Below are 18,129 nucleotides of genomic sequence, written 5' to 3' on the forward strand. Positions count from 1 at the left end.
GTGTCAACATCACGAATCTGTCACAACAGACAGTGCTGCCTGGGGATAATCGTCATGCCGTCACTCACCGAGCCCAAGCTGATCGCTGGGAACGCCAACCTTCCGCTTGCCCGCTCCATCGCGCGCCGTATGAGCCTCTATCGCGGGGTCGATCAGGGGCTGGTCAATGCCCGGGTCGAGCGTTTCAATGACGGAGAAATTTTCGTCGAAGTGTTCGAAAATGTCCGCGGCGAGGACATGTTCATCATCCAGCCCACCTCGAACCCGGCGAATGACAATCTGATGGAGCTGCTGATCATCGCCGATGCGCTGCGGCGGTCGTCGGCCAGCCGGATCACCGCGGTCATTCCCTATTTCGGCTATGCCCGGCAGGATCGCCGCACCAAGGCACGCACTCCGATCAGTGCCAAGCTGGTGGCCAACATGCTGACCGGCGCCGGGATCGAACGGATCCTGACCATGGACCTGCACGCGGCCCAGATTCAGGGTTTCTTCGACATTCCGGTCGACAACCTCTATGCCTCGCCGATCTTTGCACTGGATGTGCGCACCCAGTTCAAAGATCGAATGGGCGATCTGATGGTGGTCTCGCCCGATGTTGGCGGCGTCGCCCGCGCGCGTGAACTGGCCAAACGGATCAATGCACCGCTGTCGATCGTGGACAAGCGCCGCGAGAAACCGGGCGAAGTCGCCGAGATGACGGTGATCGGCGATGTGACCGACAAGATCTGCCTGATCGTCGACGACATCTGCGACACGGCCGGAACCCTGTGCAAGGCAGCGCAGGTGCTGCTGGACAATGGCGCGCGCGAGGTCCACTCCTATATCTCGCACGGGGTGATGAGCGGGCCGGCTGTCGAGCGGGTCAGCAATTCGGTGATGAAATCGCTGGTGATCACGGATTCCATCCAGCCGACGGCTGAAATCCTGGCAGCGCCGAATATCCGCGTGGTCCCGACCGCGCCGATCTTTACCCAGGCGATCCTGAACATCTGGAACGGCACTTCGGTCTCGTCGCTGTTCGAAGACAAGACTCTGCGCCCGATCTACGAGTCGCTCTATCACATGGACTGAGAGCGGCTTCCGGTTCAAATGAACCGGAAACCGGTCGGCGCCCCAGAAAATTCGACGAATTTTCTGGGGCCACCGCGGCTGGTCAGGTCACGTCCCAGTCGTCCTCGTTATGGACCTCGCCGATCGCGGTCCATCCCAGCCTCAGACGCGCCACGCGGGTATCGGCCCAGGTCCGGAACACGAGGTCGAAGCCTTCGGGCGTGACATTCTCGGCCTTGACCTCGGCCCGCACCGCCGCACCGGTATCCACATCCCACAGCGAGATTGAGACCATCACCACCGGGGCGGACCGGAAGGGCTGCTCGAAACCGATGGGTTTGCGCCTTTCGCGGGTGCCCGAGCCGGTCCACATGTCGCCGCCATTCTCGAAATCAGAGAACATCGCCTCGTCGCCCTGCTGAATGGCGACGGAATGGGAAGAAAGAAGCTTCATTGGCTCGAAATCCGGGCAGTCTTGGTTTGTTACCTGCGTCTTACCCTGTCAATCGGGCCAAAGCTTGACGCAAAAAGGGCCAGCCCGTTGCCCGGCTGGCCCCTGTTCATCTCCCGTGCGCGACAGAGGCTTAAAGCCCCATATGCGTGCCCAGGGCCTCCATATCGGCCAAGAGCTTGGCTGCGTCGTCAACGACGCTGGTATGCTCTTGCCCCTTGGCAGCCTCGTGCGAGCTGCGCGCCTCGGCGATCAGTTCGTCCAGATGCGCCCGCGTCACCTCGGTCACCGGAATGGCTTTCTCGGCCAGCACCGACAGGGTGTCGGCGCCGATCTGGGCAAAGCCGCCCGTAACCAGGTATTCGCTGGTGCCTTCGGGTCCTTCGACCTTCAGCACCCCGGGGCGCAGCGTGGTGATGGTGGGGGCATGATCGGGCATTGCCGTCATGTCCCCGTCCGCGCCGGGAATCTGGACCGCGCTGACCTGAAGCGACGCGAGGCGGCGCTCCGGGCTGACGAGGTCGAATTGCATCGTGTTTGCCATCAGGGATACTCCTTAGGCGGCTTCTGCGGCCATCCGCTCGGCTTTGGCGATCACTTCGTCGATGCCGCCAACCATGTAGAAGGCGCCTTCGGGCAGGTGGTCGTATTCACCGGCCACAACCGCCTTGAACGACGAGATGGTGTCTTCCAGCGGAACCTGCACACCGTCCGAGCCGGTGAACACTTTTGCCACGTCGAAGGGCTGGCTGAGGAAACGCTGGATTTTCCGGGCACGGGCCACGGTCAGCTTGTCCTCTTCGCTCAGTTCGTCCATGCCCAGAATGGCGATGATGTCCTGAAGCGACTTGTAGCGCTGAAGGATACCCTGAACGTCGCGGGCAACCTGATAGTGCTCTTCGCCGACAACCTGCGGATCGAGGATCCGCGACGACGAGTCGAGCGGGTCCACGGCCGGGTAGATGCCCAGTTCCGAGATCGCACGCGACAGAACGGTGGTTGCGTCGAGGTGCGCAAAGGTGGTTGCCGGCGCGGGGTCGGTAAGGTCGTCCGCGGGAACGTAGACGGCCTGGATCGAAGTGATCGAGCCTGCCTTGGTCGAGGTGATGCGCTCCTGCATCGCACCCATGTCGGTGGCCAGCGTCGGCTGGTAACCCACGGCCGAGGGGATACGGCCGAGCAGAGCGGACACTTCGGAACCGGCCTGGGTAAAGCGGAAGATGTTGTCGACGAAGAACAGAACGTCGGTGCCGGACTGGTCGCGGAACTGCTCGGCCAGGGTCAGGCCGGTCAGTGCAACGCGCGCACGGGCTCCCGGAGGCTCGTTCATCTGGCCGTAGACCAGCGCCACCTGCGACTCTTCCAGGTTATCCGGTTTGATAACGTTGGATTCGATCATCTCGTGGTAGAGGTCGTTGCCCTCACGGGTCCGTTCACCCACACCCGCGAACACCGAGAAACCCGAGTGCACTTTTGCGATGTTGTTGATCAGTTCCATGATGAGAACGGTCTTGCCCACGCCGGCGCCGCCGAACAGGCCGATCTTGCCGCCCTTGGAGTAAGGGGCCAGCAGGTCGATGACCTTGATGCCGGTGACCAGGATGTCGGTCGCGGTCGACTGCTCTTCGAACTCGGGGGCAGGCTGGTGGATGGCGCGGGTCTCGGTCGCGTTGACCGGGCCCTTTTCGTCCACCGGCTCGCCGATCACGTTCAGGATGCGGCCCAGGGTGGCCGAGCCAACCGGTACCGAGATCGGGCCGCCGGTGTCGGTCACCACAGCGCCACGGACCAGACCTTCGGTCGCGTCCATCGCGATGGTGCGGACGGTGTTCTCGCCCAGGTGCTGAGCCACTTCGAGAACGAGGCGCTTGCCGTTGTTCTCGGTTTCCAGCGCGTTCAGAATTTCAGGCAGTGCGTCATCGAACTGGACGTCGACGACGGCCCCGATGATCTGCGTGACTTTGCCTTTTGCATTCGCCATGTTTCGTCTCCGGATTTTCTTACAGCGCCTCGGCGCCGGAAATGATTTCGATCAGCTCGTTGGTGATGACGGCCTGACGCGAGCGGTTGAATTCGATGGTCAGCTTGTCGATCATCTCGCCGGCGTTGCGGGTCGCGTTGTCCATCGCCGACATCCGGGCACCCTGTTCCGAGGCCCCGTTTTCAAGCAGCGCCGAGAAGATCTGCGTCGCCACACCACGCGGCAGCAGGTCGGCCAGAATGGCCTCTTCGCTGGGCTCGTAGTCAAACAGCGCAACCTCGTCGCCCTCGCCGTCGGTCTCGAAGGCCGCCGGGATGATCTGTTGCGCGGTCGGCACCTGGGTCACGACGTTCTCGAACTTCGCGTAGAAGATCGTGGCAACGTCGAATTCACCGGCATCGAACCGAGCCAGAACATCACGCGCGATATCCTGAGCATTGGCATAGCCCAAGCTCTTGATACCGCTGAGATCGACATGACCCACCGAATGCTTGGCGAAGTCACGCTTGAGCGCGTCGCGGCCCTTCTTGCCGACGGTCAGGATCTTGACCGTCTTGCCCTTGGCCAACAGCTCGTTTGCGCGGGTGCGGGCCAGTTTGGCGATGTTCGAGTTGAACCCGCCGCACAGACCGCGTTCGGCCGTCATGACGACCAGCAGATGCACCTGATCGCTGCCCGTACCACGGAGCAGCAGCGGCGCACTGTCACTGCCGCCGACCGAGGCCGCCAGCCCCGCCATCACGGCATTGAACCGTTCGGCATACGGGCGGGCCGCTTCAGCGGATTCCTGGGCGCGGCGGAGCTTTGCCGCCGCGACCATTTGCATGGCTTTGGTGATCTTGCGGGTCGATTTGACCGACTCGATCCTGTTTTTAAGGTCCTTGAGAGAAGGCATGTCCCAACTCTCTCCTTATGCGAACGTGGCGGCGTATTCGTCGATCGCTGCCTTGAGTTTGTCCTCGGCGTCGCCCTTGATCTTGGGATCTTCCTTGGTGATCCAATCAAGAACATCGGCCCGCTTGCCGCGCATATGCGCGATCAGGCCCGCTTCCCACCGGCCGACATCCTTGAGGGCAATCTTGTCGAGATAGCCTTTGGTGCCAGCAAAGATGACGCAGACGATTTCCGCGTTGGTCAGCGGCGAATACTGCGGCTGTTTCATCAGCTCGGTCAGACGCGCGCCACGGTTCAGCAGCTGCTGGGTTGCGGCGTCGAGGTCGGAACCGAACTGGGCAAAGGCCGCCATTTCGCGATACTGGGCCAGCGACAGTTTCACCGGGCCTGCAACGGTCTTCATCGCGTTGGTCTGGGCCGAGGAGCCCACACGCGAGACCGACAGACCGGTGTTCACGGCGGGGCGGATGCCCTGGTAGAACAGTTCGGTTTCCAGGAAAATCTGGCCGTCGGTGATCGAGATCACGTTGGTCGGGATAAAGGCCGACACGTCGCCGCCCTGGGTTTCGATGACGGGCAGAGCGGTCAGCGAACCGGCGCCGAAGTCCTCGTTCAGCTTTGCCGAACGCTCCAGCAGCCGCGAGTGCAGGTAGAAAACGTCGCCCGGATAGGCTTCACGTCCCGGCGGACGGCGCAGCAGCAGCGACATCTGGCGATAGGCCACGGCCTGTTTGGACAGGTCATCATAGATGATCAGCGCGTGACGGCCATTGTCGCGGAAATACTCGGCCATCGCGGTTGCGGCATAGGGGGCCAGGAACTGCATCGGCGCGGGGTCGGATGCGGTGGCGGCGACGACGATGGAGTATTCCATCGCACCGTTTTCTTCCAGCTTCTTGACCAGCTGGGCCACGGTCGAGCGCTTCTGGCCAACGGCCACGTAGACGCAGTAAAGCTTCTTGCTCTCGTCGTCGCCAGCGGCATCGTTATAGGATTTCTGGTTCAGGATGGTGTCGAGCGCGATCGCGGTCTTGCCGGTCTGACGGTCGCCGATGATCAGCTCGCGCTGGCCGCGACCAATCGGGATCATCGAGTCGACGGCCTTGAGGCCGGTCGCCATCGGCTCGTGCACCGATTTACGCGGGATGATGCCGGGCGCCTTGACGTCTGCAACGCCGCGCTGCTTGGCATTGATCGGGCCCTTGCCGTCGATCGGGTTGCCCAGACCGTCGACAACACGGCCCAGCAGTTCGTCACCCTGCGGCACGTCCACGATGGAGTTGGTGCGCTTGACGGTGTCGCCTTCCTTGATGTCCCGGTCGGAACCGAAGATCACGACGCCGACGTTGTCGCTTTCCAGGTTCAGCGCCATGCCCATGATGCCGCCCGGGAATTCGACCATTTCACCGGCCTGAACATTGTCGAGGCCGTAAACGCGGGCGATACCGTCGCCGACGCTCAGCACGCGACCGATTTCGGCCACTTCTGCTTCCTGACCAAAATTCTTGATCTGGTCCTTCAGGATTGCAGAAATCTCTGCAGCTTGGATACCCATTTATCCGACCTCTTTCATTGCATTCTGGAGGGAGTTGAGCTTGGAGCGGATCGAGCTGTCGATCATCTTCGAGCCAACTTTGACGACAAGACCGCCGATGAGGCTTTCATCCACGGTCGCATTGATGGTGACCGACTTGCCGACCTTTTCGCTCAGCGTCTTGGTCAGCTTTTCGATCTGGGTCTTGGTCAGTGCCTTGGCCGATGCGACCTCTGCCGTGACTTCGCCGCGCGCCTCTGCCAGCGCGTCGCGCAGCGCGTTCAGCAGTTGCGGCAGCACGAACAGACGCCGTTTCTGCGCCATCAGGCCCAGCGCGTTGGCCAGAACCGGATTCAGTTTCATCTTTTTGGCAACCGCGGTGATCGCGGCCTCCTGATCGGCGCGCGAGACCAGCGGCGAGGCGATCAGGCTGCGCAGGTCAGCGCTGTCACCCAGGGCGGCGGTCAGATCGTTGATGCCGGTTTCCAGACCCTTGAGGTCATTGTTGTCTTGCGCGATCGCAAAAATCGCGGTGGCATAGCGCTGAGCAATGCCTGCGGAAATCGAAGCTGGTTCGGACACGTCCACCCTTCCGATATTTTGGCCCCGAACGCGCGTGGCGCGCGACCCCGGGGGCGTGAAGATACCCCGCCCTGGCGGCAGGTCATCAAAATCAGGGGGGATGTAGCAGAGCAGTCCCAGTGTCGCAATATAGTATAGCGATAACGGTCTCGCACCCAAATCATGTGTTTTCAATGCGTTACCTGAACTGCGACCCTTTGGACCCTCTTAAGTGCTTGAAAAATGTTACCCGATTGCAGCTTTTCGCGATTCCTGTGACGCGGAACGGGGTTCAAACGACCCTCCGCCGCCATGATGATAACACGCCCTTCTGGCCGCTGTTGCCGCGATCAACGCTGCAAAGCGACCCCAGTTGCGCAGACTTCGGGATTCGAAATGGGCCGGCTCCCTGCCCTGCTGCCTGCCCTGCGCTGGTGAGATGCGCGCAGCGGTACTCCTGCACCTGTTACACGATATGGACAGCATTGAATTTTTTTGCAATCTTGCCGTTTGTTATTTTTTGTTACTCAACCGATGAACGCCAATGCTTGGAACAATTTTATTTGCGGCCCTGGGCATCGCCGCTATTGCAACAGCGATCGGCAGCGATGACGATAGCGATGCAGAGATCGTTGAAGACGACGCGCCCCTCCCGGTCGAGGAGGATGGCCCCCCCCCTCCCGGTTGGGGAAGAAGGCGACGACGACGCCCCGGTCGGGGAAGAAGACGGCCCCCCCTCCCTGATCCAGGACGACGGTTTGACTGTTGTCACCGGAAATCAAGAGCCAGAGCAGATTGACGTCGAGACGCTGGACGAGGTTGATGGCGCAAGGATTTACGCAGGCAGCGAAGCTGACGAGACGGTCTATATCGACCCGGACACAACCAGTGAATTTTCTATTCGGATGGGAAGCGGAGGAGCGGACACCGTTGTCACCGGGCTTGGCCAAAACATCGGCACCATCGATGGTGCCGATGCTGACGCCGAGGAAGCGGATACCGTCCGCCTGATCTACACCCCCGGTGCCAGCGAGGAGCTCTTTGAAGACGGCTCTGTCCGGGGCAGTTTTTCCATGGACAAAAACGACGTGCTGGACGTGCAGTTTCCCGAGGGGGAAGGTGGGACCTTGTTGCCGGTCTATTCAACTATCGAGTCCTATCCTCGCGATGCGTGCTGCTCCTTCGAAGAAGAGCACGAACTGACCTTGGTCTATATCCCGGCCGGGGTTGAGTATTCTCTGGAAGAGCTGGAAAGCAGCTACTATCACGATTGGGATGCGTTGGGGATGGTGCCGATTGCCGATTTCCACCTGGGGCAACGCGGGGAAATCGACTTTACGCATGAAGGTGAAGGCGGCGAGTTCAGGGAATGGGATTGGGTCAGAGAGCCGCCGACCGTGACCAGCAACCTGGCAATCGAACGTCAAATCTTGATCCGCTACTGATTTTGACGCTACGGGCTGGCCGGTTCGGGCATCGGATTGGACAGCCCTTCCAGCACCCGGATGCGGCCGGGGGTCTTGGCGCGGATCATGTTGCCCTTTTGCGGATTGGTCTGCTTGCTGACCTCGACCATGAACACGCCCCCCGCCATGATGGTGGGCAGCCGGGTGCCCGTCCGCTCGATCAGGGCACCCGATTTCAGCCAGAAGCGTTTGAACGAGGGCGGCTGATACAGGGCCGAGCAATGGAACTCGGGCAGGAACTGGTGCTTACGCAGCTGGGTTTCCAGCTGGCCCAGCGTATAGGGGCGGCCAAAGCCGAACGGCGTCTTGTCCGAGCGTGACCACAGCCCGGCCCGGTTGGGCACCACGAATATCGCCTTGCCCCCCGGCCCCAGCACCCGCCAGCATTCATCCAGCACCTGGGTCGGGTGTTCAGTGGTTTCCAGCCCGTGCATCACAACCAGCCGGTCCACATGGCCGGTCTCGATCGGCCACTGCGTCTCTTCGCACAGGACCGAGACATTGGGCATGCCGGCGGGCCAGTGCATAACCCCTTGCGGGCCGGGCATCAGGCCGATCACCCGCCGCGCCTGGGTCAGATAAGGCCTGAGCAGCGGCACCGCAAAACCAAAGCCGGCAACCGTCTGGCCCTTGGCCTCGGGCCAGATCTCCAGCAGTCGGCCACGGATCGCCGCCTGCGCCGCGCGCCCCAACGTGCTGCGGTAGTAGAAATTCCTCAAGTCCTGCACGTCCAGATGCATTGCAGCCGCTCGCCCGATCTGTTTGGCTGGGGCAGTCTAGCAACGAAAGGCCAAAAGACCATGCCCCTTGAAATCATTACGGTCCCATGCCTCAGCGACAATTACGCCTTCCTCGTACATGACAGCGATAGCGGCAAGACCGCGCTGGTCGACGCGCCCGAAGCAGCGCCCATCCGGGCCGAACTGGACAGGCGCGGCTGGTCGCTGGATCAGATCTGGCTGACTCATCACCATTGGGACCATGTCGACGGGCTGGAAGCATTGCTCAGCACCGGTGGTGCCACGGTGATCGGTGCGGAGGCCGATGCCCATCGCCTGCCTCCGCTGGACCTGGCCGTGTCCGAGGGCGACCGGTTCGAGTTCGCTGGCGCAACGGTCGAAGTCATCGACGTCTCGGGCCATACCGTCGGGCATATCGCGTTCCACCTGCCCGCAGCCAAGGCAGTCTTTACCGCCGACAGTCTGATGGCGCTGGGATGCGGGCGCCTGTTCGAGGGCACGCCGGACCAGATGTGGGCCAGCCTGTCGAAACTGGCCGCCCTGCCCGACGACACCCTGGTGTGCAGCGGTCATGAATACACCCAGTCGAACGCCCGTTTCGCGCTGACCGTCGATCCGGGCAATGCGGCCTTGAAAACCCGCGCCGACGAGATAGATCATGCGAGGGCCGAGGGGCGTCCAACCGTTCCCAGCCTGCTGTCGCTGGAAAAGGCCACCAACCCGTTCCTGCGCGCAGCCGATCCCGGTATCCAGAGCCATCTGGGCATGCAGGGCGCCGACCCTGCCCGTGTCTTTGCAGAAATCCGCGCCCGCAAGGACCGGTTCTGATGCCGCAAATGCAACATTCGAGCCACCTGTCACCAGAAATGTGAGCGGCAAAGGCAAGAAAACCCTTGAAGAGCCGCACACATCAACCAAACTCTAATACTATGAGCACATGGTTGGATGTGGGGTCCGACCGCTACTCGGCCCCCTCCCGACCCAAGACAGAGGAGCACGCCTGTGCCTTCATTCTCGAGCACACTTGAGCAGGCCATTCACGCCGCCCTGGCGGCTGCTAACGAACGGCGCCACGAATTCGCCACGCTGGAGCATCTGCTGCTGGCGCTGCTGGACGAACCCGACGCGGTGCGGGTGATGCAGGCGTGCAGCGTCGATCTGAAGGAACTGCGCGATACTCTGGTGGAGTTCATCGACGAGGATCTGTCGAACCTCGTCACCGATATCGACGGGTCCGAGGCGGTCCCGACCGCCGCGTTCCAGCGCGTGATCCAGCGCGCCGCGATCCATGTGCAAAGCTCGGGCCGGACCGAGGTGACTGGCGCCAATGTGCTGGTCGCGATCTTTGCCGAACGCGAATCCAACGCCGCCTATTTCCTTCAGGAACAGGACATGACCCGTTATGACGCGGTCAATTTCATTGCCCATGGCGTCGCCAAGGATCCCGCCTATGGCGAGAACCGCCCGGTGACCGGCGCCGAACATGGCGAGGAAGAGACATCGAGCGCGCCCACGGGTGAGGGCGAGCAGAAGGAAAGCGCGCTGTCCAAATATTGCGTGAACCTGAACGCCAAATCCCGCGCCGGGGATATCGACCCGCTGATCGGCCGTGACCACGAGGTCGAGCGCTGCATCCAGGTCCTGTGCCGCCGCCGCAAGAACAACCCGCTTCTGGTGGGCGATCCGGGCGTGGGCAAGACCGCCATCGCCGAGGGCCTTGCGCGCAAGATTGTCGCCGGGGAAATCCCCGAGGTGCTGTCAAAGACCACGATCTATTCGCTCGACATGGGCGCATTGCTGGCAGGCACCCGTTATCGCGGCGATTTCGAAGAACGGCTCAAGGCGGTGGTGACCGAACTTGAGGATCACCCCGACGCGGTGCTGTTCATCGACGAAATTCATACCGTGATCGGTGCCGGGGCCACCTCGGGCGGGGCGATGGATGCCTCGAACCTGCTGAAACCCGCGTTGCAGGGCGGCAAGCTGCGCACCATGGGCTCGACCACCTACAAGGAGTTCCGCCAGCATTTCGAGAAGGACCGCGCGCTCAGCCGCCGGTTCCAGAAGATCGACGTGAACGAACCCACGGTCGAGGACAGCGTCAAGATCCTGAAAGGGCTGAAACCCTATTTCGAGGAGCATCACGAGGTCCGCTATACCGCCGACGCGATCAAGTCTGCGGTGGAGCTCAGCGCGCGCTACATCAACGACCGCAAGCTGCCCGACAAGGCGATCGACGTGATCGACGAGGCCGGCGCGGCGCAGCATCTGGTCGCCGAAAGCAAGCGGCGCAAGACGATCGGCGTCAAGGAGATCGAGGCCGTGGTAGCCAAGATCGCCCGCATACCACCCAAGAACGTCACCAAGGACGATGCCGAGGTTCTGAAAGATCTCGAAGCCAGCCTGAAACGGGTGGTGTTCGGCCAGGACAAGGCGATCGAAGCACTGTCGAGCGCCATCAAGCTTGCCCGCGCGGGCCTGCGCGAGCCGGAAAAACCCATCGGCAACTACCTGTTCGCCGGTCCCACCGGTGTCGGCAAGACCGAGGTGGCCAAGCAGTTGGCCGAGACGCTGGGCGTGGAACTGCTGCGCTTCGACATGTCGGAATACATGGAGAAACACGCCGTCTCGCGCCTGATCGGCGCACCGCCGGGCTATGTCGGCTTTGATCAGGGCGGGCTTCTGACCGACGGCGTCGACCAACATCCCCATTGCGTGCTGCTGCTGGACGAAATCGAAAAGGCGCATCCGGATGTCTACAACATCCTGTTGCAGGTGATGGATCACGGCCAGCTGACCGACCATAACGGGCGCACGGTGAACTTCCGCAACGTGGTGCTGATCATGACCTCGAACGCAGGGGCTTCGGAACAGGCGAAATCGGCCATCGGTTTTGGCCGCGACCGGCGCGAGGGCGAGGATACCGCCGCCATCGAGCGCACCTTCACGCCCGAGTTCCGCAACCGTCTGGACGCGGTGATCTCGTTCGCGCCGCTGCCCAAGGAGGTCATCCTGCAAGTGGTCGAGAAATTCGTGCTGCAACTGGAGGCCCAGTTGATGGACCGCCATGTGCATATCGAACTGACTCCGCAAGCCGCCGAGTGGCTGGCCGACAAGGGCTATGACGACAAGATGGGCGCCCGCCCGCTGGGCCGCGTGATCCAGGAGCACATCAAGAAACCGCTGGCCGAGGAGCTGCTGTTCGGCAAGCTGGCCAAGGGCGGTGTCGTCCGGGTCAGCGTCAAGGGCGGCGAACTGGTGCTGCAGATCGACGGGCCCGACCGGCCGCGAATTTCCGGCGACAAGCCACCGCTGCTGACCGCCGATTGATGCGCCTGGGGCTGACGCTCCTGTTTTCGCTCGCCGCCTTGCCCGCGGCGAGCGATCCCGTTCTGGACCTGCCAATAGCCTGTACTCTGGGCGAGACCTGCCACATCCAGCAATATGTCGACCGCGATCCCGGCTCGGGTGCGCGCGACTTCACCTGCGGCGGACTCAGCTATGATGGGCACAAGGGCACCGATTTCGCGCTGGCCACCATGGCCCGGATGCGGGCCGGCGTCGACGTGCTGGCCTCTGCTCCCGGCATCGTCACCGGGCTGCGCGACGGGGTCGAGGACCGCGTCTATGGCCCTGACAATGCCGCGGCGGTCAAGGGCCGCGAATGCGGCAATGGGGTTGTGCTGCGGCACGAAGACGGCTGGGAAACTCAGTATTGCCATCTCAAGAATGGCTCGGTCAGGGTCCGCAAGGGCGACCGGGTGGACAGCGGCACGGTTCTGGGTCAGGTCGGGATCAGCGGCAAGGCCCAGTTTCCGCATGTGCATCTGTCGGTTCGGCGGAATGGCGCGGTGGTCGACCCGTTCCACACCGGCGACGTGACGCAATGCGGCGCATCCACGGGCAGCCTCTGGCGAGAAACGCCCGCCTACGTGGCCAGCGGGCTGCTCGACGCGGGCTTTACCGACGCGGTTCCCGACTATGACCAGGTCAAGGACGGGACCGCGACCCGCCCCGGTCTGCCCGCGGACGCGGGCGCGCTGGTGTTCTTCGTCCTGGCCTTTGGCGGGCAGGCCGGCGATATCGTTCGGCTGATCATCGAGGGTCCGCAGGGGCAGCTGATTCAGCAGGATTCGGCACTGGACCGTGCCCAGGCCCAATTCTTTCGCGCGGCGGGCCGACGGCTCAAGGGCGCGTCCTGGCCCGGTGGCACCTATCAGGGCGCGGCGATACTGTTACGCGGTGGGGTCGAGGTTGACCGGATAGATGCAACGGTAACGGTGAACTAGCCGCTATTTCTCGGTCAGCTTCAATTCGATCCGCCGGTTCTGCGCCCGCGCCTCGGCGGTATCCGCCGGATTGACGGGCTGGTATTCGCCGAACCCATTGGCCGAGAGCCGGTCGGGCGGCAGTCCGAGCGCGTCGACCATGTAGCGCACCACCGACAGCGCCCTGCCCTGGCTCAGCTCCCAGTTATCGGCATATTTGCCGGTGCCCAGCAGCGGCACGTTGTCGGTATGTCCATCGACCCGGATCACCCAATTGATTTCGGGCGGGATATCGGCGGCAATCGCGCGCAGGATCCGCGCCACCTTGGCGATCTCGAACTGACCCTCGGGCGACAGATCGGCGCTGCCCGGATCGAACAGCACCTCGGAGGAGAACACGAAGCGGTCGCCCTCGATCCGCACGCCTTCCTGATTGCCCAGCACGTCGCGCAGCCGCCCGAAGAATTCCGAGCGATAGCGCTCCAGATCCTTGGCCTGCTCGGCCAGCACACGGGCCTCTTCCTCCAACCGCTTGCGCTCGGCCTCTTCCAGCAGGCGGCGCTTGCGCTCCTCCGAGGCGGCACGGGCCAGCGCAGCGTTCAGGTCCTGGCCCAGGCTTTGCAACTGCACTTCGGCAGAGGCGTTGCGGGCCTTGTAATCGTCCAGCAACGCCTGAAGGCTGCCCAGCTGGTTGCGCAAGGCTGCGACCTGCTGGTTCAACAGCGCGGTCTGGCGCTGCGCCTCGGTCGACACCGCCTGTTCCTCGCTCAGAGCGGCCCGCGCCTGCGCCAGCAACGCTGCACGCTCCTCGGCCAGGCTGCGCTGGCGGGCGGCACTGCTTTCCGCCTCGGTCTGCGCGTCGAGCGCCGCCAGCAGACGCCGCTGCAACACCTCGTTATCCGAAGCGGCGGCCTGCGCACGCTCGAGCGATTCCAGGGCCATCAGCAGCCGCGCCTCGACCGAGGCGCGATCTTCGGCGGTGGAATCAGCGGCGGCGCGCGCGGCGGTCAGATCGGCGCGCGCCTGTGCCAGTTCCGCTTCCAGTCCCGCCCGGATGCTGGCTGCCTCGGCCTCGCCGCGCGCCAGGCGTGCCTCCAGATCGGTGCGAGTGGTGTCGGCCTCGGCGCGGGCCTTGGCCAGTTCCGCCTCAAGCGCCGCACGCGCGGCGGCATGTTCGGATTGCAGCCGGTCAAGCTCGTCCTGATATTGCGAACGGGTCGCCACGGTGGCCGCGCGCTGCTGGGCCAGCGCCGCTTCAAGCGCGCTTTGTGTTTCTTCCGCATGGGCGCGCGCTTCGGCCAGAGCAGCACGGGTCTCGCTGCCTTCGGCGCGGATCCGGTCCAGTTCGGCCTCAAGCGCGCTGACCCGCGCGGCATCCTCGGACCGGGCCACCTCCATCTGGCCCAGCACCCGGGTCAGACGCTCGGCCAGTTCGTCGCGTTCGCGTGCCTGGGCGCGGGCCGCCTCGATCCGGGACAGCGCCTCGGCCAGTTTCGCGTCCAGCTGTTCGCGCGCGGCGTCCGCCGCCGCCAGCAAGGTCAGCGTATCCTCGGCCTCGCGGCGCTGCGCCTCCAATGCCAGAGTCATCGCGGTCAATTCAGCATCCGCGTTCTCCAGCTTCTCGCGCAGGGCCTGAGCGGCGGCGGCCTCGGCCAGGCGGGCAGCCTCTTCCTCGCTCAACTGCTGTTCCAGCGAGCTGATCTGCGCGGCGTTCTCTTCGCCCGAGCGGCGCAGATCGGCAATCATCGCCTCCAGCGCCTCGCGCCGGGCGGCGGCCAGCCTTGCCGCCTCGGCCCGGTCGTCGATCTCGTCGCGAGCCTGCGCCAGTGCCAGGTTCAACGCCTCCTGTTCGGTAAGAAGCCGGCCCCGCTCGGCCTCAAGCGCCGCCACATCGCCCAGCGCCCGGTCGCGATCGGCCAACAGCGCGGCGACCTGCGCCTCGAAGGCGGTAATCCGGGTCGCGGCCTCGTCCAGCGCGGCGCGGCTGCGGTCACGTTCGACCGTCAGCGAGGCAATCAGCACCTGAGCCTGGCTCAGATCGTCCTGGGTATCGTTGAGCGTGGCGTTGAGCGCGCCCAACCGCGCCTGCAACTGACTGTTGGCGCGTTCCTCTAGCCCCAACGCCTGCGCCAGCCGCCCAACCTCGCCCGCCAACGCGTCCAGCTCGTCCTCTTGCCCGGAAATGGTCTCGCGCAGTACGAACTGCACCACCATGAAGATGGTGAGCACAAAGGTCAGCACCATCAGAAGGCCGGTCATCGCATCCACGAACCCCGGCCAGACCGACCCCTGAAACCTGTGTCCGGTGCGGCGTGACAGGGCCATGGATCACCCCTCGTCGCGGGTGACGCCGCGCAGCGGACGCCGCGGAACCGACAGCGCCTTGGCCAACAGCTCGATATCCTTGCGCAGCTCGGCCATGCTTTCCTGCCGACCGGCGGAAATCTCCTCGAGAATGCGCAGCATCTGCACGTCGATCGAGCGCAACCGCATCCGGCTTTCGGCGTCAAGCCCGTCATGGGCGCCCTGTTCGCGCAGGAAGTCGAGCAGCGCCTCCTGCCCCGCCGCCACCCGGTCGAGCGCGGCAGTCACATCCTCGGTCTCGGCCTGGCGCTGGTTCATCTCGGCAATTGTGTCGACCAGCGCTCCCAGCTTGCCATTGACCTCGGCCCTGCCCTCTTCCGAGGTGGCGAACATCGCATGCAGTGCGTCCATCTGCTCGACCATCGCATCGAGAACCCCGGCGATGGCCCCACTTTCCGAGTGCCCCTCTTCGCCCGAGGAAAACCCGACCCGGGTGATGGTCGACAGCCATTCCTCGAGTTCGCGGTAGAACCGGTTCTGGCCGTGGCCGGTGAACAGCTCCAGCAATCCGACGATCAGCGACCCGGCCAGACCCAACAGCGATGAACCAAAGGCGGTGCCCATGCCGCCCAGCTGTGCCTCAAGCCCGGTCATCAGCCGGTTGAAGACGGCCAACCCCTCTTCGCCCTCTTGCGGGTTGAGGCTGCGGATGGTGTCCACCACCGCCGGGATCGTGGTTGCAAGGCCAAAGAACGTGCCCAGAAGCCCCAAGTATATCAGTACGTTGGTGATATAGCGGGTTATCTCGCGTTCTTCCTCGATCCGTTCGGCCACCGAGTCGAGGATCGAGCGGGTGGAGCTGGACGAGATCTGCATCCGCGCCACGCGCGAGCGCAACAGCGAGGCCAGCGGCGCCAGCATCGAGGGCGGTCTGGTATCCTCGCGCTCATGCCCGGCGGCGAACTCCTCGATCCAGCGGACCGACCCGATCAGCTGCACCACCTGCCAGAAACAGGCCAGCACACCGATCAGGAAGACCAGCAGGATGAACCCGTTCAGATAGGGGTTGGCCTGAAACACCGGCAAAACGCGCGGCATGGCGACAAAGACGCCAAAACCCGACAGGCCGATGACGACCAGCATCATCAGGATCTGGCGTGTCGGGTGCGAGAACTGCGGCCTCGCTTCTCGGTCTGGCTGGGCCATTCGCGGCGTTCCTGAACCCTTGACTGCTCTGGCCCGAACCTACCGAAAAGAGAGGCGCAACGCCAAGGGTTTATGCGGTAATCTCGCGCACGCGGGCGGAAAGCCAGTCGAGATCGGGATCGTTGAGCCCGATTTCCGCCAGATGGGCCGCGGTGTTGTAGAGATACTCGGTATTGGGGCCGCGCCCGCCGATCGCGGTGGCGATGATCTGGGCCTGCCGTTCCAGCGGCATGCCGCCGCAATACTGTTCATGGTCGGGGTCGATGACATAGGTCACCGCGCGCACCAGGCCGCCGATATCCAGCGCCACGTCCAGCTCACGCTCAAGATAGGCCGAGGAGATCAGTTCGCGTTCGCGCAACTCGTCCAGAGTGCGTGCCTCGTGCCCCGGCTCGACCGCAAAGGCGATGCCCCGGCACTGTGCGTCGTGCACGGCGTCAAGCGCCAGCACCAGCCCCGGTTTTTCCTCGGTACCGCGATGGTGGATCGAACTCATGCAGAAAGAGCGCGACCAGCCGTTCAGCGTCGCCAATTCGCGCCGCGCCACCGGAAAACCCGGGTTCCACATCAAAGATCCGTATCCGAATACCCACATCGTCATCGCGCTGGTCCTTGCCCGTTTCGGCCTATAAACAGGAAAACGAGCAGAGACAAAAGGGGCAGGCGATGTTGAACCTGGTGCGGGTGGCGCTGCTGGCGGCGGTGATCTGGTCGGGCTATTGGGCGGTTGCGGGGTTCGGCCTGCGCGGCTCGGTCGTGAGCTGGTTCGAAACGCAGGCCACGCGCGGCTGGCAGGCCGAATATGCCGAGACCGGACTGTCGGGCTATCCGTTGCGTCATCGCATCGAAATCGAGGCTCCGGCACTGGCCGACCCGGACACCGGCACCGCCTGGCGGGCCGACTGGCTGGCGCTGCAAAGCCCGGCGATCTGGCCCGGACGGCAAAGCCTGCTGTTCCCCGACACGCCGCAACGCCTGTCTTACTTCGACCGGACCCTGGTGATTGAGGCGGACGCGATGCGCGCCGATCTGGACCTGGCGCCGGGTGTGGCGCTGGAGCTGCGCACGATGGGGTTGAGCGCGGGTGAATGGTCGGTCACCCGCGATGGCGAGGTTCTGGCCGATGCCGACGCACTGACCCTGTCGATGACGCAACAGGATCAACCCGAGGCCTATGTGCTGCACGCCGAACTCAGCGATCTGGCACCGGGTCGCGACCTGCGCCGCGCCATGGGCGGGGCCGAGGGGCTGCCGCGCAGTTTCGAACGGGCCGAGATCTCGATGGCGGTGACCTTCGACCGCCCATGGGACCGCGCCGCGCTGGAAGAGCGCCGCCCGCAACCGGTCGAGATCGACCTTTCTCTGGCCGAGGCCGCCTGGGGTGAATTGCGCCTGTTCGCCGCCGGCAAGGTCAGCGTCGACGAATACGGCATTCCCACCGGATCGGTGGCGCTGAAGGCCGAGAACTGGCGCGAGATGGTGGCGATGGCGCAGCAGGCAGGCGCCCTGCCCCAGCAGGCCGCCGAGCCGCTGAGCCGGGTGCTGACCATGCTGGCGGGGCTGGGCGGCAACCCGGACGCGCTGGATGTGGAACTGGGCTTTCGCCGTGGCTTTGTGACGCTGGGGCCGATCCCGCTGGGTCCGGCGCCGCGCATCATCTTGCGGTAGGAG

16 protein-coding genes are annotated in these 18,129 nt (G+C 63.8%); 6 read left to right on the plus strand and 10 right to left on the minus strand.

All coding sequences use genetic code 11. From position 1 onward, the window contains the following. Positions 1-54: 54 nt before the first annotated feature. The gene (locus AC2FLM_RS08895; protein ID WP_234142967.1) at positions 55-1,074 is read left to right on the plus strand and encodes a ribose-phosphate pyrophosphokinase; all 1,020 of its coding nucleotides are present in this window, start codon (positions 55-57) and stop codon (positions 1,072-1,074) included. Between the two features lie 82 nt (positions 1,075-1,156). On the opposite strand, the gene AC2FLM_RS08900 is transcribed toward AC2FLM_RS08895, so the two are convergent. The 6 genes from AC2FLM_RS08900 to AC2FLM_RS08925 form a co-directional block, all read right to left on the minus strand. Beyond that, a complete protein-coding gene (locus AC2FLM_RS08900; protein WP_234142966.1) occupies positions 1,157-1,507 on the minus strand; it encodes an H-type lectin domain-containing protein in 351 nt (116 codons plus the stop codon). 130 nt (positions 1,508-1,637) lie between these two features. Then, positions 1,638-2,048 carry a F0F1 ATP synthase subunit epsilon gene (locus AC2FLM_RS08905; protein WP_234142965.1) on the minus strand — a complete coding sequence of 137 codons (411 nt, stop codon included), beginning with the start codon at positions 2,046-2,048 and terminating at the stop codon, positions 1,638-1,640. A gap of 12 nt (positions 2,049-2,060) precedes the next feature. Beyond that, positions 2,061-3,485 (minus strand): F0F1 ATP synthase subunit beta, encoded by a 1,425-nt coding sequence (gene atpD / locus AC2FLM_RS08910; protein WP_234139803.1) that lies wholly within the window; start codon positions 3,483-3,485, stop codon positions 2,061-2,063. 19 nt (positions 3,486-3,504) lie between these two features. Then, the gene (locus tag AC2FLM_RS08915; RefSeq protein WP_496857330.1) at positions 3,505-4,380 is read right to left on the minus strand and encodes a F0F1 ATP synthase subunit gamma; all 876 of its coding nucleotides are present in this window, start codon (positions 4,378-4,380) and stop codon (positions 3,505-3,507) included. 15 nt (positions 4,381-4,395) lie between these two features. Continuing rightward, the gene (gene atpA / locus AC2FLM_RS08920) at positions 4,396-5,934 is read right to left on the minus strand and encodes a F0F1 ATP synthase subunit alpha (RefSeq protein ID WP_496857332.1); all 1,539 of its coding nucleotides are present in this window, start codon (positions 5,932-5,934) and stop codon (positions 4,396-4,398) included. Further along, positions 5,935-6,495 carry a F0F1 ATP synthase subunit delta gene (locus tag AC2FLM_RS08925; protein WP_496857334.1) on the minus strand — a complete coding sequence of 187 codons (561 nt, stop codon included), beginning with the start codon at positions 6,493-6,495 and terminating at the stop codon, positions 5,935-5,937. Between the two features lie 644 nt (positions 6,496-7,139). Between AC2FLM_RS08925 and AC2FLM_RS08930 the strand changes: the two genes are divergently transcribed. Further along, positions 7,140-7,919: a hypothetical protein gene (locus AC2FLM_RS08930; protein ID WP_496857336.1), complete on the plus strand. Its 780-nt coding sequence runs from the start codon at positions 7,140-7,142 to the stop codon at positions 7,917-7,919. An 8-nt stretch (positions 7,920-7,927) separates the two neighbouring features. Here the strand turns inward: AC2FLM_RS08930 and AC2FLM_RS08935 are convergent, their stop codons facing one another. Then, the gene (locus tag AC2FLM_RS08935; RefSeq protein ID WP_234172092.1) at positions 7,928-8,680 is read right to left on the minus strand and encodes a class I SAM-dependent methyltransferase; all 753 of its coding nucleotides are present in this window, start codon (positions 8,678-8,680) and stop codon (positions 7,928-7,930) included. Positions 8,681-8,740: 60 nt separating this feature from the next. Here AC2FLM_RS08935 and gloB point away from each other — a divergent pair, with 60 nt between their 5' ends. The 3 genes from gloB (at position 8,741) to AC2FLM_RS08950 (ending at position 12,969) form a co-directional block, all read left to right on the plus strand. Then, positions 8,741-9,508 carry a hydroxyacylglutathione hydrolase gene (gene gloB, locus AC2FLM_RS08940; RefSeq protein WP_496857338.1) on the plus strand — a complete coding sequence of 256 codons (768 nt, stop codon included), beginning with the start codon at positions 8,741-8,743 and terminating at the stop codon, positions 9,506-9,508. Positions 9,509-9,682: 174 nt separating this feature from the next. Beyond that, positions 9,683-12,010, plus strand: a complete 2,328-nt coding sequence (gene clpA, locus AC2FLM_RS08945) for an ATP-dependent Clp protease ATP-binding subunit ClpA (protein ID WP_496857340.1) — start codon at positions 9,683-9,685, stop codon at positions 12,008-12,010. Continuing rightward, positions 12,010-12,969 (plus strand): M23 family metallopeptidase, encoded by a 960-nt coding sequence (locus AC2FLM_RS08950; protein ID WP_496857342.1) that lies wholly within the window; start codon positions 12,010-12,012, stop codon positions 12,967-12,969. The genes clpA and AC2FLM_RS08950 overlap by 1 nt, the downstream gene beginning before the upstream one ends. Before the next feature lie 3 nt (positions 12,970-12,972). Here AC2FLM_RS08950 and AC2FLM_RS08955 read toward each other — a convergent pair whose 3' ends face one another. From AC2FLM_RS08955 to AC2FLM_RS08965, 3 genes are all read right to left on the minus strand, one after another. Next, positions 12,973-15,273 carry a peptidoglycan -binding protein gene (locus AC2FLM_RS08955; protein WP_496857344.1) on the minus strand — a complete coding sequence of 767 codons (2,301 nt, stop codon included), beginning with the start codon at positions 15,271-15,273 and terminating at the stop codon, positions 12,973-12,975. A gap of 3 nt (positions 15,274-15,276) precedes the next feature. Next, positions 15,277-16,458, minus strand: coding sequence for a biopolymer transporter ExbB (locus AC2FLM_RS08960; protein WP_496857346.1), 1,182 nt, complete (start codon positions 16,456-16,458; stop codon positions 15,277-15,279). 70 nt (positions 16,459-16,528) lie between these two features. Continuing rightward, positions 16,529-17,059: a gamma-glutamylcyclotransferase gene (locus tag AC2FLM_RS08965; RefSeq protein ID WP_234172086.1), complete on the minus strand. Its 531-nt coding sequence runs from the start codon at positions 17,057-17,059 to the stop codon at positions 16,529-16,531. Between the two features lie 65 nt (positions 17,060-17,124). Between AC2FLM_RS08965 and AC2FLM_RS08970 the strand changes: the two genes are divergently transcribed. Continuing rightward, positions 17,125-18,126 (plus strand): DUF2125 domain-containing protein, encoded by a 1,002-nt coding sequence (locus AC2FLM_RS08970; RefSeq protein ID WP_234220587.1) that lies wholly within the window; start codon positions 17,125-17,127, stop codon positions 18,124-18,126. Positions 18,127-18,129 lie beyond the last annotated feature (3 nt).

It is taken from the genome of Ruegeria sp. SAZD011, from assembly GCF_059612545.1.